This window comes from Burkholderia sp. LFS061 (assembly GCF_047978125.1).
In the GTDB taxonomy this organism is placed as follows: Bacteria; Pseudomonadota; Gammaproteobacteria; order Burkholderiales; family Burkholderiaceae; genus Burkholderia; species Burkholderia pyrrocinia_C.
Map to the genome: position 1 here is coordinate 73,174 of NZ_JBFPFS010000019.1, position 16,168 is coordinate 89,341.

The 16,168-nt window shown below is 61.9% G+C and carries 14 protein-coding genes; 13 read left to right on the top strand and 1 reads right to left on the bottom strand.

The window, feature by feature from the left end:
• Positions 1 to 27: 27 nt before the first annotated feature.
• Both ACNQQL_RS18525 and ACNQQL_RS18530 read left to right on the top strand, forming a co-directional pair.
• Complete coding sequence (locus ACNQQL_RS18525; RefSeq protein WP_034180026.1) at positions 28 to 867, top strand: ABC transporter permease; 840 nt, start codon at positions 28 to 30, stop codon at positions 865 to 867.
• A gap of 337 nt (positions 868 to 1,204) precedes the next feature.
• Complete coding sequence (locus tag ACNQQL_RS18530) at positions 1,205 to 2,623, top strand: MFS transporter (protein WP_347065012.1); 1,419 nt, start codon at positions 1,205 to 1,207, stop codon at positions 2,621 to 2,623.
• Between the two features lie 85 nt (positions 2,624 to 2,708).
• Here the strand turns inward: ACNQQL_RS18530 and ACNQQL_RS18535 are convergent, their stop codons facing one another.
• Positions 2,709 to 4,442, bottom strand: coding sequence for a S53 family peptidase (locus ACNQQL_RS18535; protein ID WP_072439481.1), 1,734 nt, complete (start codon positions 4,440 to 4,442; stop codon positions 2,709 to 2,711).
• A gap of 1,075 nt (positions 4,443 to 5,517) precedes the next feature.
• Between ACNQQL_RS18535 and ACNQQL_RS18540 the strand changes: the two genes are divergently transcribed.
• From ACNQQL_RS18540 to ACNQQL_RS18590, 11 genes are all read left to right on the top strand, one after another.
• Positions 5,518 to 8,031 carry a type VI secretion system tip protein VgrG gene (locus ACNQQL_RS18540; protein ID WP_347065013.1) on the top strand — a complete coding sequence of 838 codons (2,514 nt, stop codon included), beginning with the start codon at positions 5,518 to 5,520 and terminating at the stop codon, positions 8,029 to 8,031.
• A gap of 3 nt (positions 8,032 to 8,034) precedes the next feature.
• The gene (locus tag ACNQQL_RS18545; RefSeq protein ID WP_347065014.1) at positions 8,035 to 9,969 is read left to right on the top strand and encodes an effector protein Tle3 domain-containing protein; all 1,935 of its coding nucleotides are present in this window, start codon (positions 8,035 to 8,037) and stop codon (positions 9,967 to 9,969) included.
• Entirely contained in the window at positions 9,969 to 10,718 is a 750-nt protein-coding gene (locus ACNQQL_RS18550) for a hypothetical protein (protein WP_347065015.1), read from the top strand. Before ACNQQL_RS18545 ends, ACNQQL_RS18550 begins: the two co-directional genes overlap by 1 nt.
• 173 nt (positions 10,719 to 10,891) lie before the next feature.
• Positions 10,892 to 11,623 (top strand): hypothetical protein, encoded by a 732-nt coding sequence (locus ACNQQL_RS18555; protein ID WP_347065016.1) that lies wholly within the window; start codon positions 10,892 to 10,894, stop codon positions 11,621 to 11,623.
• Positions 11,620 to 12,363 (top strand): hypothetical protein, encoded by a 744-nt coding sequence (locus ACNQQL_RS18560; protein ID WP_347065017.1) that lies wholly within the window; start codon positions 11,620 to 11,622, stop codon positions 12,361 to 12,363. Before ACNQQL_RS18555 ends, ACNQQL_RS18560 begins: the two co-directional genes overlap by 4 nt.
• 27 nt (positions 12,364 to 12,390) lie before the next feature.
• Positions 12,391 to 12,972, top strand: a complete 582-nt coding sequence (locus ACNQQL_RS18565) for a hypothetical protein (RefSeq protein ID WP_347065018.1) — start codon at positions 12,391 to 12,393, stop codon at positions 12,970 to 12,972.
• Positions 12,973 to 13,021: 49 nt separating this feature from the next.
• On the top strand, positions 13,022 to 13,279 hold the full coding sequence (locus tag ACNQQL_RS18570) for a PAAR domain-containing protein (RefSeq protein ID WP_347065019.1): 258 nt from the start codon (positions 13,022 to 13,024) through the stop codon (positions 13,277 to 13,279).
• Positions 13,276 to 14,685, top strand: coding sequence for a hypothetical protein (locus ACNQQL_RS18575; protein ID WP_347065020.1), 1,410 nt, complete (start codon positions 13,276 to 13,278; stop codon positions 14,683 to 14,685). Before ACNQQL_RS18570 ends, ACNQQL_RS18575 begins: the two co-directional genes overlap by 4 nt.
• A 246-nt stretch (positions 14,686 to 14,931) precedes the next feature.
• Positions 14,932 to 15,255, top strand: a complete 324-nt coding sequence (locus tag ACNQQL_RS18580; protein ID WP_034185784.1) for an ArsR/SmtB family transcription factor — start codon at positions 14,932 to 14,934, stop codon at positions 15,253 to 15,255.
• Positions 15,252 to 15,683, top strand: coding sequence for an SRPBCC domain-containing protein (locus tag ACNQQL_RS18585; protein WP_347065021.1), 432 nt, complete (start codon positions 15,252 to 15,254; stop codon positions 15,681 to 15,683). Before ACNQQL_RS18580 ends, ACNQQL_RS18585 begins: the two co-directional genes overlap by 4 nt.
• Positions 15,680 to 16,111, top strand: a complete 432-nt coding sequence (locus ACNQQL_RS18590; protein ID WP_072444156.1) for a DUF1801 domain-containing protein — start codon at positions 15,680 to 15,682, stop codon at positions 16,109 to 16,111. The genes ACNQQL_RS18585 and ACNQQL_RS18590 overlap by 4 nt, the downstream gene beginning before the upstream one ends.
• The last annotated feature ends 57 nt before the right edge of the window (positions 16,112 to 16,168 follow it).

Consider the following 16,168-nt stretch of genomic DNA (forward strand, 5'->3'; position numbering starts at 1 on the left):
AACAACGGAACGGAAAGGGATTCGACCATGAAACTGCTCGCCAGGCCGCTGTTCGCGCCGCACATGTCGTTCGTCGAGCGCGCGTGGTACGTCGCATTGCGCGTGCTCGTCGTGCTGACACTGCTGTACCTGATCCTGCCGGTGCTCGCGATCGTGCCGCTGTCGTTTTCGTCGAGCACGTTCCTCGTCTATCCGATCCCGGGCTTCTCGATGCGCTGGTACGAGAACCTGATCGCGTCGGACGAGTGGCGGATGGCCGCGAAAAACAGCTTCATCGTCGCGCCGTCGGCGACCGTCGTCGCGACCGTGCTCGGCACGCTCGCCGCGATCGGTCTCACGAAGGCCGACTTCCGCGGCAAGGCGCTGCTGATGGCCGTGCTGCTGTCGCCGATGATCGTGCCGGTCGTCGTGGTCGGCGTCGGTATGTACCTGTTCTTCGCGCCGCTCGGGCTCGCGAATACCTATACGGGGCTGATCGCCGCGCACGCGGCGCTCGGCGTGCCGTTCGTCGTGACGACGGTCGCCGCGACGCTGCAGGGGTTCAACCACAATCTCGTGCGCGCGAGCCTGTCGCTCGGCGCGAATCCGGTGTCGACGTTTTTCCGCGTGACGCTGCCGGTGATCGCGCCGGGCGTGATGTCGGGCGCGCTGTTCGCGTTCGCGACGTCGTTCGATGAAGTGGTCGTCACGCTGTTCCTCGCGGGCGCGGACCAGACGACGCTGCCGCGCCAGATGTTCACGGGTATCCGCGAGAACATCAGCCCGACGATCGCTGCGCTCGCGACGATCCTGATCATCTTCTCGACGAGCCTGCTGCTCGCGCTCGAATGGCTGCGCGGACGCAATGCGCGGCGCGCGGTGACCTGATCCGATTTGGCGCGCCGGCGGCGCACGCACGCCGCGCATCGGCGCATCGGTTTCCGATGCGCGGTACCGCCGGCACGACGAGGACGGGCACGCGCCCGGAAGGCCAGCCGGCGCGCCGGATCGTCGATCGTTGTGCGCTCAACGATGCCGCGCGTCAAGCACGGCAACGCGCAAGCTTTCGTTTCGCTGACTGACGAGGCGGCCGCCTGCACGTTCGATGCGGCTCTGCAACAATACGGATCGCGGCTGCGCGCGCGCCGGTCTTGCCGTCCGGAACGCACGCCGCCGCGCCGCTCAATCCGCGACGCCGCGCGTCGCCCGTCAGCCGAGCCTCATCTTGTCCGAATTCGCATCCTCCGCCGGCGCCCGGGAGCCGGCCGTCAACTGGCGCGCGATGTCCGCCGTGCTGCTGGCCGTCGCGCTCGCGACGCTCGACACCGCGATCGCGAACACCGCGCTGCCCGCGATCGCCGCCGACCTGCATGCGTCGCCGGCCGCGTCCGTATGGATCATCAATGCGTACCAGCTCGCGATGGTCGCGACGCTGCTGCCGTTCGCGTCGCTCGGCGACATCGTCGGCCACAAGCGCGTGTATGTCGCCGGGCTCGCGGTGTTCACGCTCGCATCGCTCGGTTGTTCGCTCGCGTCGACGCTGCCGATGCTGACGGCCGCGCGGATCGTGCAGGGCTTCGGCGCGAGCGCGATTATGAGCGTCAACGTCGCGCTGATCCGCGGCCTGTTTCCCGCGCACCGGCTCGGGCGTGGCGTCGGCTTCAACGCGCTCGTCGTCGGCGTGTCGTTCGCGGTGGGGCCGACGATCGCGTCGCTGATCCTGTCGGTCGCCGCATGGCCGTGGCTGTTCGCGGTGAACGTGCCGCTCGGCGTGTTCGCGCTCGCAGTGGCGATTCCGTCGCTGCCGCAGACGGCGCGCGGCAAGCATGCGTTCGATCCGGTCGCCGCGCTGTTCAACGTGATCGCGTTCGCATCGCTGATCTTCGCGCTCGGCGAATTCGCACAGCGCGGGCCGCTTTCCGTGGTGTTCGCGGCGGCGGCGGTTGCGCTCGCGTTCGGCTGGCTGCTGATCCGCCGCCAGGCAGGGCACCCGGCGCCGATGCTGCCGGTCGACCTGTTTCGCCGACCCGTGTTCACGCTGTCCGCGCTGACCGCCGTGTGCGCGTTCGCCGCGCAGGGGCTCGCGTTCGTGTCGCTGCCGTTCTATTTCGAAACCGTCCTGCATCGCGACGCTGTCGAGACGGGGTTCCTGATGACGCCGTGGTCTGCGATCGTCGCGCTCGCCGCGCCGATCGCGGGCCGCCTGTCGGATCGATACCCGCCCGGCCTGCTCGGTGCGATCGGGCTCGCGCTGCTGAGCGCGGGCATGGTGTCGCTTGCTGCACTGCCGGCGGCGCCGAACGTATTCGACATCGGCTGGCGGATGATGCTGTGCGGCGCGGGCTTCGGCTTCTTCCAGTCGCCGAACCTGAAGGCGCTGATGTCGAGCGCGCCGCCCGAGCGCAGCGGCGGCGCGAGCGGAATCATCGCGACCGCGCGGCTGATCGGGCAGGCGACGGGGGCGGCGCTCGTCGCGCTGTCGTTCGGGATCGCGGGGCGTCACGGGCCGACGCTCGCGCTGATGCTCGGCGCGGGTTTCGCAGGTGCTGCGAGCGTCGCGAGCGGATTGCGGCTGTTTGCACCGTCGCATCGGAGCGGTGTGCCGGCCGCGCCGCAGCCTGTGAACGAGCGTGCGACGGAGTAGGGTGATGCGCGAATTCCGCGCGACCTGAAGGCGACAAAGCCGGCGCGCGGCAAATCACTGCCGCGCGCCGGCCTTCACATATCGCTCAGAACCCGCCCGACTTGATCAGTTGGTTGAGGTTCGCGATGTTCAGGCTGCCGAAGCCGGTCGTCAGATCCCAGCCGGTGCCGGCGGTGTAGCCATACCCCTGATAGCCGTTGTTACCCGACACGACGTCATAGCGCACGAGCGACCGGTTCGACGGAATCGCGCGATACAGGTTGCCGGCCGGGAAACCGAGGCCCGTGCCGTTCGCCGCGAGCAGGCGCGCCCAGAAGCCCGTGAAGATCGGCGCGGCGAGACTCGTGCCGCCGATCTGCTGCAACTGGCCGTAGTTGTAGATGTACGCGCCGGTGCTTTGCGCGGCGTCGAACGACACGTCCGGCAACTGACGGCTGCTGCCCGACTGCCACGACGGCGCGGGCAGGATCGTGCTGACGCCGCCGCCCGTCGCCCACAGCTTGCCGTTGCCGTCGAGCCCTTCGTTCCACACCGTTTCGTTCGAGAACGCGCCCGCCGACGTCGTATAGAGCGTCGTGCCGCCGATCGCGAGCACGTGCGGCGACGAAGCCGGCCACGACACCGTGTAGTTCGAGCCGTCCGGATAGCCGCGGTTGTTGCACTCGTACACGCCTTCGTCGCCCGACGACACCGAGAACGTCTGGCCTTGCGCCGCGGCCGTCGTGAAGATCTGCTCTTCGGCGTCGAGCGTGCCGTCCGCGTTCGCGTCGGTTTCGCACCAGCCGAGCGACACGTTGATCACTTTCGCGGTGTTGTCCGACACTGCGCGGTTGAACGCCTGCGTGAGCCCCGTGTTGCCGGCGGCGTTGAGGTCCGCCATGTAGAACACGAGCTTGCCGACCTGGCCGCCGGCCGAGCCGACGATCGACTGGCTGTCGAGATCCCATTCGCCCTGGCCGTCCTGGTCGTCGCTGTAGCTGCCGCTCGTGCCGTTGGTCTTGACGGTCTGCGTCGAGACCGTGCCGTAACCGTTGCTCGACGTGAACTGCTTCAGGTCCTGCAGCGTCTGCGACACGCCGCCGATCGTGATGATGCCGACGGTCACGCCGGCCGCGGTCGGCACGCCGGTCGCGTTGTAGAGGCCCGGGAATTCCTTCGGATAGTGGCCGGTCGCCGTGCCGGCCGCGAGTGCCTGCGGCTTCGCCACGTTGCCGATGCGCAGCATCGGCCGTGCGCGCGCGACGTTCTGCAGCCCGAGCACCGAGCCGACGACGTCGCCGAGCGCGCTCGGTACCTGTGCGGTCGATGCATTCGCGAAGCCCGAGCGGCCCGCGTATTCGAAGTGCACGAGCGACGTGTTGAACGCGGTCTTCACCGTGCCGGCCGTGCCGCGCGCGGACACCAGCAGCCGGTTCGGCGCGACCTCGATGTTCACGAAGCCGCTCTTGCGCAGATAGTCGACGACCGACTTAACCTGCGCGTCGGTTGGCGCGTAGCTGGCGAGGAACTGCTCGTGCGTCAGGTACTGGCGGTAATGCGCGCTGCCGGGCCGGTTCACGTCGCGCGCCAGTTGCTTGAGCTGCGCGGCGTTGCGCAGCTTCAGGCTGACGACGACGTCCGTCGTCTCGCCGGCCGCGAGTTCGAGCGACGGCGCCGCGCTGCGCGCCATCAACTGCGGGCCGGTCAGAAAGGCCTTCGTGTGGGTATCGACCCAGTCCGTCGTCGCATGCGCCGCGCCGGCGGCGAGTACGAGCGGCCACGCGCATGCAAGGCGGCGGGGCGACGGAAGGGGCAGGGCAAACCGGGCGTTCCTTTTCATCGGGAGTCCTTTTTAGGAGGGACGACGTTGCTGGAGCTCACGGCCCTTGTGGGGCCGCGAGCGGTGACGAGCGTAGGGCGTCGGTGCCGTTCAGGTAGCTGCCAGTTTCCATAGCTGTCAGTTCTGACATCGGCGTGCGACCGGGTGTGTATCGCGCGGCGCACGCGACAGCTGCTCCGTATTGGCGAGGGAACCGGTTCGCGACACGATGGCAACGCGACGCACGGCGTTCATACGCGCGAGTCGTTCGTTGCCGCGCCGGAACGTGCGCGATGACGGAGCGCACGATCGTGTATGCGCATGATTCGCGATCGTCCACCGCCGCACGCGGTGTCGCACTATGTGATCAAACGAGGCGAGGCGGCCGGGACGGCATCGCGGATGCACGGCAAAGGGGCCGACTGACCGCCGGCGTTTCCCGAAGTGTGGAACAGCTCGCCGCGCACTCTTGCAGACTGCTTTCGATTGCGAGAATGCCGCCGTGAATTAGAGCAAACGCTCGAGTCCGGAAACATGAAGCCGACGCTGTTTGGAGCGCTTCGCGAAGCGAAAGCGACGTTGAATGGTCGATCTTGCCCGGTGCGATGCCCAATGACTTGCGGCAGCGATCGCCGACGCCTGAACTCCGCTGTCGCCGAAACTGGATTGGATAGCCCTCACACGAATTTCGCGGAGTGCCGAACGGTAGTTTTCCGTATCGAGTGTTCGGTCATAAGCCGGGATTCCGGATTGTCAGGAAATGTTTTCGATTCCGGGCGTTTCGATGGTCCTGTTCCGCCGCACACGGAACGCGCTATCGGATTTCGGCCCGCAGCAGTTTTCGGTACACACGTCCGTTGTCTCCGGACGCACCGGATATGCCGCGCGGAGAGAGTCCATGCGTCGGCCGCATGGTGCTAATCGAGCGAATCGGCATCCGGGAAACACGGAGTCTGTTTTCGCTCGACCCGCACTCGTCAATGGATCCGGCTTTAATTCCCGGTCGTTGCCAATTTCAGATTCGTCCTATAGCAGATTTGTCACTCACCCAGTTAAAGTCGCGCGGACTATTCCGCAAACGTTTTCGGAGAATTAATTGACCGCGAGCACGGCCATTTCCGACACACCCCCGCGCGCGGGCGTCAACATCCATCAGTTCTATAGCCTGGATATCAAGGGCGCGCCCGCTGCCGCGCTTGCGGACATCTACGAATTCGATGGCGAGTGTGGGATCGGCGAGCCGACGAAGTACACGATCCGGTTCACCCATCCCCGTCACGACCTGTCGCGCGGTGAATTTCTGAACCGGATGGGTGCATTCGTCATTCAGCCGCCGCCGCGTGACCGATGGAGCCGGCCGGAGGAGGCGCGGCGCGTGCAAGGCGTGGTGACGGGCTTCGCGCTGAAGGCCACCAACCGCGATCAGTCGCTGTACGAGATCGTGCTGGAATCGCGTCTGGCGCTGTTGCGCAATGCGCCGAAGTGCCGGTTCTTCCTCGACATGAGCATTCCCGAGATCATCGAGCAGATCCTGCGGGAACACGAGTTCAACAAGATTTTCGCGCGTTTCGAATTCAAGCTGTACCGATCCTATCGAAAGCGCAGCTTCGTGATGCAGTGGGGCGAGGACGATCTGGCGTTCATCACGCGACTGTGCCGCCGCTCGGGCATCTGGTTCGTCTGCGAGGAAGGGGAACGCTGCGAGCGGGTGTGCTTCGGCGATGACTATGCGCACTACCGCCGGGATCCCGAGCGCCTGACGGTTGCATACCGGCCGCACGGCGGTCTGGAAACTGGGGGCATCGAGTCGGTCAGCGCACTGGAAATGTGCGCGAAGACCATGCCCGCGGCCTACGCGGTGCGCACATTCAGCACCGAAGCTGTGGAGTCGGTGCCGATCGAGGCGGTCAGCCCGATCCGCGAGGATCGCGGCACGTATGGTGAAGCGTATTCATGGGGGACACCGAGCCAGAGCGAGGACGAGGCGAAGGAAGAGGCGCAATTGCGCCGGGAGGTTGCGCTGGCCGGGCAAGTCGAGTATCGCGGCGAGTGCGACATGCTGGACCTCACGCCCGGCTCGGTGCTGAAACTGTCGAACCGGGAATTGCCCGATGCGAAGCACGGGCTGGTCGTGGTGCGGCTGACGTGCGGTGCGAGCCGGAAGAAGGCCTATCGCGTCAAGTTCGACGCGATTCCATCCGATCGCCAGTATCGAATGCCGTTGAAGGAAGCAACGTGGCCCAGGATCTACGGGGTCATCACCGGGACGATCGCGTCGTCCGGCGGCTGGAAAGACCCCTATCTGGACAGCGAGGGCGAATACATCGTCGATCTCCATCTGGATCGCGACACGCGAGCACCGGGCCTGCAGAGCTGCCCGATGAGGCTGGCGAAGCCGTTCGCGGGGCCGAACCAGACCGGTTTTCACTTCGGGCTCGTCGAGGGCACGGTAGTCGGCGTGAGCTTTCTGTGGGGCTGCGTGGATTTGCCGTTCATCAGCCACGTGCTGCATACCGCTCAGCACACGGATCCGATCGTCGCGGGTGTGCCTTGGGGCACGCGCAATACGATCCGCACGCGCTCGAACAACACGTTGGAGATGGACGACCGGCAGGGTCGCGAACACATCAAGGTCGCGACCGAGCATGGCAAGTCGCAGCTCAATCTCGGCTATACGGTGGACCGCGACCAGCAACTGCGCGGCGAGGGTTTCGAACTGCGCACCGACGATCGGGGGCATGTGCGCGCGGGGGGCGGTCTGTTGGTGTCGTCCGACAGGCAGGAGAAGGCGACCGGGCAGACGACCGACATGCGGCCGGCGACGAACCAGTTTGCGCTGACACAGGCGCAGGCTCAGGGGTTGACCGATGCCGCAGCGGTGGCGCACGCGGAGTTCGCGGACCTGAAGGCGGAAAACGCGTGGCTGAAGGAAGAACTGGCGAGCTTGAAGACGGCCGTGATCGCACTGTCCGCGCCGAACGGCATTGGCCTGGCGACACCGGATCGGGTGATGGTGTCGGCGGGCAAGGACGTGAGTGTCGGCACGTCGTCGCGGTTCAACGTGAATGCGCTCCGGAACGTCGCGATCGCGGCGGGCGAGGTGCTGTCGCTGTTTGCGCACAAGTTCGGCATCAAGCTCTACGCCGCGCGCGGCAAGGTTCAGATCCAGGCGCAGTCCGACGCGATGGAACTGGTGGCGCAGAAGGACATGCGGATCACCAGTGCCGACGGCACCACGACCGTCAGTGCCGCGAACGGAGTTGTGCTCGGCGGCGGCGGTACGGCCTACGTCAAGGTGCTGGGCGATAACGTCGAGATTGGCGGGGCCGGCTGCCTGATCCTCAAAATCATCGAAATCCAGAAGGAAGGACCGGGCGCGCTGTCGCTGCCGTTGCCGAAGTTCAACCAGATCGATATCGCGAACGACGAGCAGTTCATTCTCAGCGACGACATCACCGGCCGACCGGTTGCAAACCGACCGTACAAGATTCAGCTCGCCGGCGGACAGATTATCGAGGGCATAACCAACGACAAGGGGGAGACCTCGTTGAGCCGGCAGGATGTTGCACGGGGGCTCAAGTTGCTGCTTCAGAACAATAAGGAGGGCTGATTCATGACGGATCACTCCAACCAGCCGGACGACACGGACGACGATGCTGGTACGCCGAGACCCTATCGGCACGACACCGCAACGCGCATCGTGCCGATGCAGCGCGATCATCTAGGGCAACCGTATTGGGAGTCATATCACACTCCGAGCAGTTTTCAGGTGCGCGCAGAATGCCGCATTCCGCCGCACATGCCAGGCGTCATCATCTTTGTGCATGGCGTTAATTCCACGGGGGAGTGGTATGACGCGGCGGAACAGGCGTTGTGCCAAGGGCTTAACGAACGGCTGAAACGGAGCGATCTGAAGGCGAATACCTACAGCACGGTAGACGGTGACCGTCCCGTACCTAGGTATATCAAGAAGGGGGATGAAGGTAACTCGCCCGTGATCCGCTTCTACTGGGGCTACCGTGCGAAGGACGGAGAGGAGCGCAACTGGCGCATTCCGATGCGCAGTCCGCGCGGTTTCGATTTATCTGCATGGGGGACGCCGGAGTGCACAAACGAGAAAGGTCCATGGTATTGGGGAGGCGGTCCTTTCCAGAACGGTACCAATAACCTGTCGCAATTGTGGAGCCGGGAAGGATTCAAACGTCATGTGCTCGCGTTCGATATGGAGAAGCTCAATACCGAGGCCGATCGGCAACTCCAGGATGCGCCGCCACGCGACTACTATGCACACGCGGCACAACGATTGGCGGACCTGATCGACAAGATTCGTTCCGAGTGTCCACGCGATACCGTGACTGTGATGTCGCACAGCCAGGGCACCATGATCGCGATGGCAGCGACCGCCTTGTGCAAGACGCGCGCGCCTGATGCCCTGTTTGTGATGAACTCGCCGTACGCACTCGATGACAAGATCACGGACGCGCTGGCCTGCGGTGTGGCGCGCCCTACTCCCGAGGCACGCGTCAATACCTTCCGGAATATCGCAAATCGGCTCAAGGAGGACAGGCGCATTTTCACCGAGGCGCAATTGCAGCAGTTGCAGTGCGGTGCCTCCGAGGACATAGATTTTTGGCGCCCTGACAACCAGCGCAACTCCGGTGTCCACGAGCGCGACAATCACGGTCGACTGTACGTGTACTTCACGCCGCATGATCGCGTGATGGGTGCGGTGCCGCTGCAAAGTATCGGCTGGCAGGGCGTGGACGACAAACTGCTCGCCGAGCTAGGCGATACCGTCAAGCAGCGCATGCTGGCGCGGGGTACTCCGGTGGGCGACGCGCCGGGCGTGAAGAAGTTCGGTACTTTGCCGCCAATTCTCGAAAGCAAGCTCGTGCCCGGTGCGAAGCCGACCGATTTCTGGAATGGAAACAGGGATATTTTCACACCTCTCGTGAAGCTGTGGACAGTACCGCATCCCGACAAAACCGTGACGATCAATGCTGAAGAGGTACCGCATCCGGTCACGGCGGACGAGATGCGTCAGTTCGAAGACTCACGTAAAGGAGCCGACGAAATGGGTAAGTGGGTTCCCGATCAGAATGATCCGAATACAGGGAGCTATGCTGATCCCGACTACCGTTATATGCGGTCGATTTATCAGCCGGAGCGCACCGTTACTACCGAGGACATTTACAGCTCTAGGCGCACGATTCGACCTGAGACCCAAGACGAAATGCTGCAACGACTTGACACCTATCGCGCTGAGCCGACCAACCACAGCACGTTGCCGCAGCACCAAGCGTTCATGCGTCGGGTGGTGGCCTACGATCTCCCAGTCGGCTTTTGTGATGCATACGAGAGGGTGGCGTTCTGGACCCGCCTGATGAAATTGGCCGACTGGATGCAAGGCTACGACAGTTACTTTGAGCTTGGCGTCTCCCAATCCGTTACCAAGCCACCCTGTATCGATTGGGCCACGGTCTCCGAGGAACAAAGCAAGGCCGAAGCAGAACAACTTCGGCAACAGCAATGGAAAGGAGGAACGTGATGAGACACACGATTTGTGCAATCACGCTGTTCGCCCTGCTGCAAGGATGCACCGTACAGACTTCGCGGCGACCGACTTTCGGGCTTGGAGATTTCATGAGCTCAGCGCTCAAGGAATTGCCGTATGACTCGCCACCCCAAGTCATCTACCGAATTGACGACCACCGCTTTGTAACGCTGGAACATTACCGGGACTGTCAACACGGGGAATCGTACTACAACGACCCCCGCGCTGGAATTCGAAAGTATTTAGGGCGAGGCCTGTTTGAAAACTTCCAGGGACGTATTATTAACGCCGACCCGACTGGGGCGAATATTGTTTTACCGCTGGCGTATCCGGATGGACTGATTTGTGGCAATGGTGAAAAGGGTTGCGCGGTGCCATTTTGGTACTCGACAGATGGTGGGAAAACTTTCGCCACGAAGATTTACATAGATCACAGTTTCAATGCATTCGAGGACTCGAAAGACTATACGGTGGCAGTAACAATCGACAAGTTATTTGTCGCCAAGAAATATCAATACAGAATGGATCGACCGGAATACGATTTGAGCGTTCGCCAATACCTGCTTCACCATTCTGTCGATCCCGGTAACCCTCAGCCATCAATCTTTGAATCGGACGGTGCGTGGGCATCTAAGAAAAAGTTAATGCCGGATGGCCTTCGCACGCCGTCCGGACAGGACCGCATCACCTGCGATGCGTCGATTAAGCCGACTAATTTCGACGCGCCACTAGCTCCGCAGTGAGGCGCAGACATTCAGCCGTGCCGTCATCGTGTGGCTTGTGGGATCGATCTTCGTGCGCCGATCGTATCGCTGGCCCGAGACCGGTTGCTTTGCTGTCGCGAGTCGGTTAGTCGAGGAAAAAGTAAGGCCGAAGCAGAACAACTGCGGCCACAGCAATGGAAAGGAGGGGCGTAATGAGATACATGATCGCTGTAATCAGTCTGGTCGCCCTGCTGCAAGGATGCACAGCACAGACTTCGCGTCGGTCGACCTTTGGGCTTGGGGATTTCATGAGCTCAGCGCTCAAGGAATTGCCGTATGACTCCCTAGCCCAAGTCATCTACCAGATTGATGACCACCGCTTTGTGACGTTGGAACGTTATCGAGACTGTTACCACGGGGAATCGTACTACAACGATACCCGTGCCGGTATCAGAAAGTATTTAGGACGTGGGCATTTTGAAAATTTCCAGGGCCGTATCATTAACGCCGATCCGGCTGGAATGAATATCGTTTTGCCCCTGGCTTACCCACCGAGAGCATTTTGCGGCAACGGTGAAAAAGGTTGTGTAGTGCCATTTTGGTATTCGACAAATGGCGGGAAAACCTTTGCCACGACGGTTTACATGGAACATAGCTTCAATTCGTTCGAGGACTCGAAGAACTATTCGATGTTCGTAACCGAAGACAAACTCTATGTCGCGAAGAAGTGGGGAGACGACGATGCCTACGTCATTGTGTCTCCGATGGTCCCAGGCATTGACTTAGGCAGGCCCTATCCGCCTGGTGTCAAGGGCGGGAGCTTTGCGGCATCAAAGCGGCCGGGAATTTTTTCAAAGCTTCGCACGCCCTCCGGCCAGGATCGAATCACTTGCGACGCGTCGATCAAGCCGACTAACCCGGATGCACCGCTGGTGCCCCAATGAGCCGCAAGATGGTGAGATACGCCGTTGCCATAATCGCGCTGGTCGCCCTGATACAAGGGTGTGCGGCACCAGAGCCGAAGCATTCGGTTTTCAGTCTTAGCAAATTTAGGAGTTCGGCGCTCAAGGTGTTGCCGTATGACTCGCCGCCCCAAGTGATCTATCGAATTGACGAACACCGCTTTGTAACGCTGGAACGTTACCGGGACTGTTATCACGGGGAATCGTATTACAACGACACCCGTGCCGGGATTCGAAAGTTCTTAGGGCGGGGCCTGTTTGAAAATTTCCAGGGGCGCATCATTAACGCCGACCCGACCGGAAGGAATATTATTTTGCCGCTGGCCTATCCGGATGGATTGATTTGCGGAAATGGTGAAAAAGGTTGTGTGGTGCCATTTTGGTATTCGACAGATGGTGGAAAAATCTTTGCCACGAAGGTCTACATGGATCACAGTTTTAATGCGTTTGAGGACTCGAAGGACTATTCGGTTTTTGTAACAAAAGATCGACTCTATGTCGCAAATAGGTCGGCAGACGATGACGCCTACGTTGTCGAATATCCGATGATGCCAGGTATTGACTTAAGCGGCCCCTATCCGCCTGGTGTCAAGGGCGGGAGCTTTGCAGCATCAAAGCGGCCGGGAATTTTTTCAAAGCTTCGCACGCCCTCCGGTCAGGACCGCATTACCTGCGACGCATCGATCAAGCCAACGAACCCGGACGTGCCACTGGTGCCGTGAGGCGTGAGAAACTTACAACAAATACCCATGATGAAAACCCTCAGTTGCTTGAATAAGTTATATAGAATTTTGCTACCTGTAGCCTTGCTGTTGTCAGAAAATGCATTTGCTCAATTCGATAATAAATTATTTGAAACGACGCTTGACCAGAAAGTTTGGAAATATGCAGGCCGAAGTTTCGGTGGTGACGATGTCTACGTTGATGCAAAGCGAGCCAGGCGTGGAGGGCGTAATGCGAATATCGTTTTTGCTCCGGTTATGGTAAATAGAATGAATTGCTCTGATCGTGAGGTGGCGCAGACTCGTGAGGAGGCGAGAGGTCGATGTATGAAATCGCTTGGCTATGCATCGCTTATTGAGGGCAAGGCGTATTGGTGTGGAGGTGATTATAGAAAGAATGAGGTTGCTACGTTCTTTACTCTCCGGTTTGATGAATACGACGGGAAAGGGAAGGTGGTGAGTGACTCGGGAGAACGCAAAGACATGAAACCGCTCTCTATTAATTTGATCGAGCCGGATACCCCATCTGTGCAGGCGAGAGCATGGCTTTGTCGGAACATAGATGGCTCTCAACTTGGGTCGACAGTTTCAGGCGAGGGACAGCCATGATCCAGCTTCCACGTGGCGCGCGTCACCCGCAATTACAAGGACCTTCCTCATGAGAACACCTGTATGCCTGGACGATGCCACCACACACGGCGGTGTTGTCAAAACCGCATCATCGACATTCGACCTCGACGGCCGCAAGGTAGCGCTGCTTCATGACGTCGTCTCGTGCCCGGAGCACGGCGACAACCCGATCGTCGAGTGCGCCGAGGGTTACAGCGAAGGCGGCCGCAAATGGGCGGTGCATATGTGCCGAACGCGGTGCGGCAGCCAGGTGATCGCCAGCAGCACAGGGATGAAAATCGCATGAAGCGCACGTGGACGGTCCCGAACGTCGGGGAATATCAGTACGGCAAGCCACCGTCGATCTGGTGGTGCGTACTTGCGATCGTCGTCATCCAGATCGCGGGCATGCTCATTGCGGTACTCACGTGGGAGCAGGGCAAGCCGGTGATATCCGAACTCTTCTTCGTGCGCGCGTTGCTGTTTCCGTTGCTGGTGTCGGGTGCCGTGTGCGGCGTGATCTATTGCAGCTACGAGGAGTGGATCGAGCGGGTCGACTGGTGGAATTTCCTGTGCCGCAGCGAGCGGGCGACGTGGCGGCGATGGGCGCAAGCTCACGTGGTGATCGTCGATAGCGTTGCGTTGACGCCGGAGCCCGAGTTGGCTGAACGTCTGCTGGGCCTGGAGGGCAGTGCGCCGATGAATCCCGGCAAGATCCTGGCGTTGCCGGCATCGAACGGTTCGGCAGGCGTATCGCGGCTCGAACGGGTGCTGGAGCAACTGCTGACGCCGTTCGCGGCCAGCCTTACACGTCATGCGCGGAGCCGTGTCGTCGATGTGATCCTGCAATCGGCCGGCAAGGAGGATCTGACCGAACTCCGGGCCGTCTGGAAGAGGCTGAACCTGCCCGACCTTGTGCAGTTCGGATGGGTGCCGTTCGGTGCGAAGCAGACGAACATCCAGACGTGGTTCGACGAAGGCTGCAAATCCGATTTCCGGCTGTTGCTGGCCTGTCAAATGCATGTGGAGGGCGCGGAGCCGGCATGGTCGGAGGCCGCCGTGGCGATGTTGCTCACCTCGCCGCGCGTGATCGAGGACTTCAACGGAAAACTCCGGCCTCAGGCGCGTTTATTCCGCCCGATTGCGATGCCATCCGATTCCGTGGTGGACGCGCTGGAAACGCTGTTGGAATCGGAGCAAACGCCGCGCGTGCGCATCAGGCACGCGTGGCTGAGTGATCTGCCGCCCCCGGGTCGGCATGCGACGCTCGGCGCCATCAAGGATGCAGGACTGGAACTGCCGGTGCACGATGTCGACCGCGCGATCGGCAAACCGGGGCCGGTGAATGAGCTATTGCTTCAGGCGCTCGCGGCGCAGATGGTGGCGCATGGCCAGGGCGCACAACTGGTTGCTTCGCCGAACGCTCAACAGGTGCGGCTGAATTTGGTCGGAGTGCAGAGCGCACCGGTGCCTCGCGTCGAGGCGGGCTATATGCGTCGGCTTAGCTTGTCGGTAAGCGTGGGCGGGAGTTGTTGCCTGATCCTGATCATGGTCGCGCTTAATGCTCTCAATGCATCCAGAGGATGGTTCTGGGCCTGCCTGGCCGGATTCGTATTGCTGTTCCTGATCCAGCTTGGCGGTTCGTTTCTGAAGCGTCGTTTGCTGGAAGACGATTTTTACCGACAACTGCGGCGCATGGGCGCTTGGATTTGATGCCGGGTCATGTGTGGCACGGCATCAGCGCGCGATGATCGAATAAAAATTAGAGCAAACGCTCGAATCCGGATGGGCGAAGCCGGCGTGATCCGACGGTCCGCGAGACCTTCGGCCAGCCCGCTTCCGACGCGAAGCGCGTCGCATGCGTCAGCTGCGCGCCTCGGCATCCACGAAATTCCTTCTTGACTCTTGCCGTTCAGCAGATATCCTTCAACCCATAACCAACGGGTTATGAATCAGGACATGCAGAACGCTCACGACATGCTTTTCCGTACGCTTGCCGATCCGACGCGCCGCGCGCTGTTCGAGCGGCTGTGCGAGGAGGGCGAGCTGACGGTTGCCGCACTGACGGCCCACGCGGGCGTCTCGCAGCCGGCCGTGTCGAAGCATCTCGGCGTACTGAAGCAGGCCGGGCTCGTGAATGACCGTCACGAAGGCCGGCAGACGCACTACAGCGCACAGCCGCAAGCGCTGGCCCCGCTGATCGACTGGACCAGCCAGATGGCAGGCTTCTGGCAGAGCCGGTTCGATGCCCTCGAAGATCTGCTCAAGAGGATGGATCAATGAACCAAGCCACTACCGAAACGCGCTCCGTCGTCGTCGAACGGGAGCTGTCCCATCCGCCGGAGAAGATCTGGCGCGCGCTCACGCAACCGCACCTGATCGAGGCGTGGCTGATGAAGAGCGACTTCGAGCCCGTCGCGGGCCGCGCCTTCAGCTTTCGCGCGGACTGGGGCTCGGTCGCCTGCACGGTCCTGACGATCGAGCCGCAGCGCGCGCTGTCCTACACGTGGGCCGCTTACGGCCTCGAAAGCGTCGTCACGTGGACGCTCACGCCGACGCCGGCCGGCACGCACCTGCGCATGGAACAGGTCGGCTTCCGCGCGGATCAGGAGCAGGCGTACCGCGGCGCGCAGCACGGCTGGGTGCGGTTCTTCGAGTCGCTGGAACAGGTGCTGGCGCGCCCCGACGAAGGCACGGAGGCCCGCGCATGAGTACAACGAACCTTCAACCGTCGGAGCGCATCGACGCGCTGATCGCCGGCATCGCCGATTGGCGCGGCCCGCTCTTCGCCGACCTCCGCCAGACGATTCTCGCGGCCGACGACGGCATCGTCGAGGAATGGAAATGGATGGGCAGCCCCGTGTGGTCGTGCGACGGGATGATCGCGGTCGCGAATGCGCACAAGGGCAAGGTGAAGCTGACGTTCATGCACGGCGCGCATCTGCCCGATCCTGGCGGGCTGTTCAATGATGGCCTCGAAGGCAATGCGCGGCGGGCGATCGATTTCTTCGAAGGCGACCGGATCGACAAGCGGGCGCTGAAGACCCTCGTGCGTGCGGCGATCGAATACAACCGCACGCATCTGAAGAAGAACGCGCGAGGAGCGGGCGCGAAGGCGCGCGGCGACAAGGCGGCGTGACGCGCCGGACGACCGGCAACATCGCGTAACGCGCGATGAACCAAAAAAAAGCCCGAC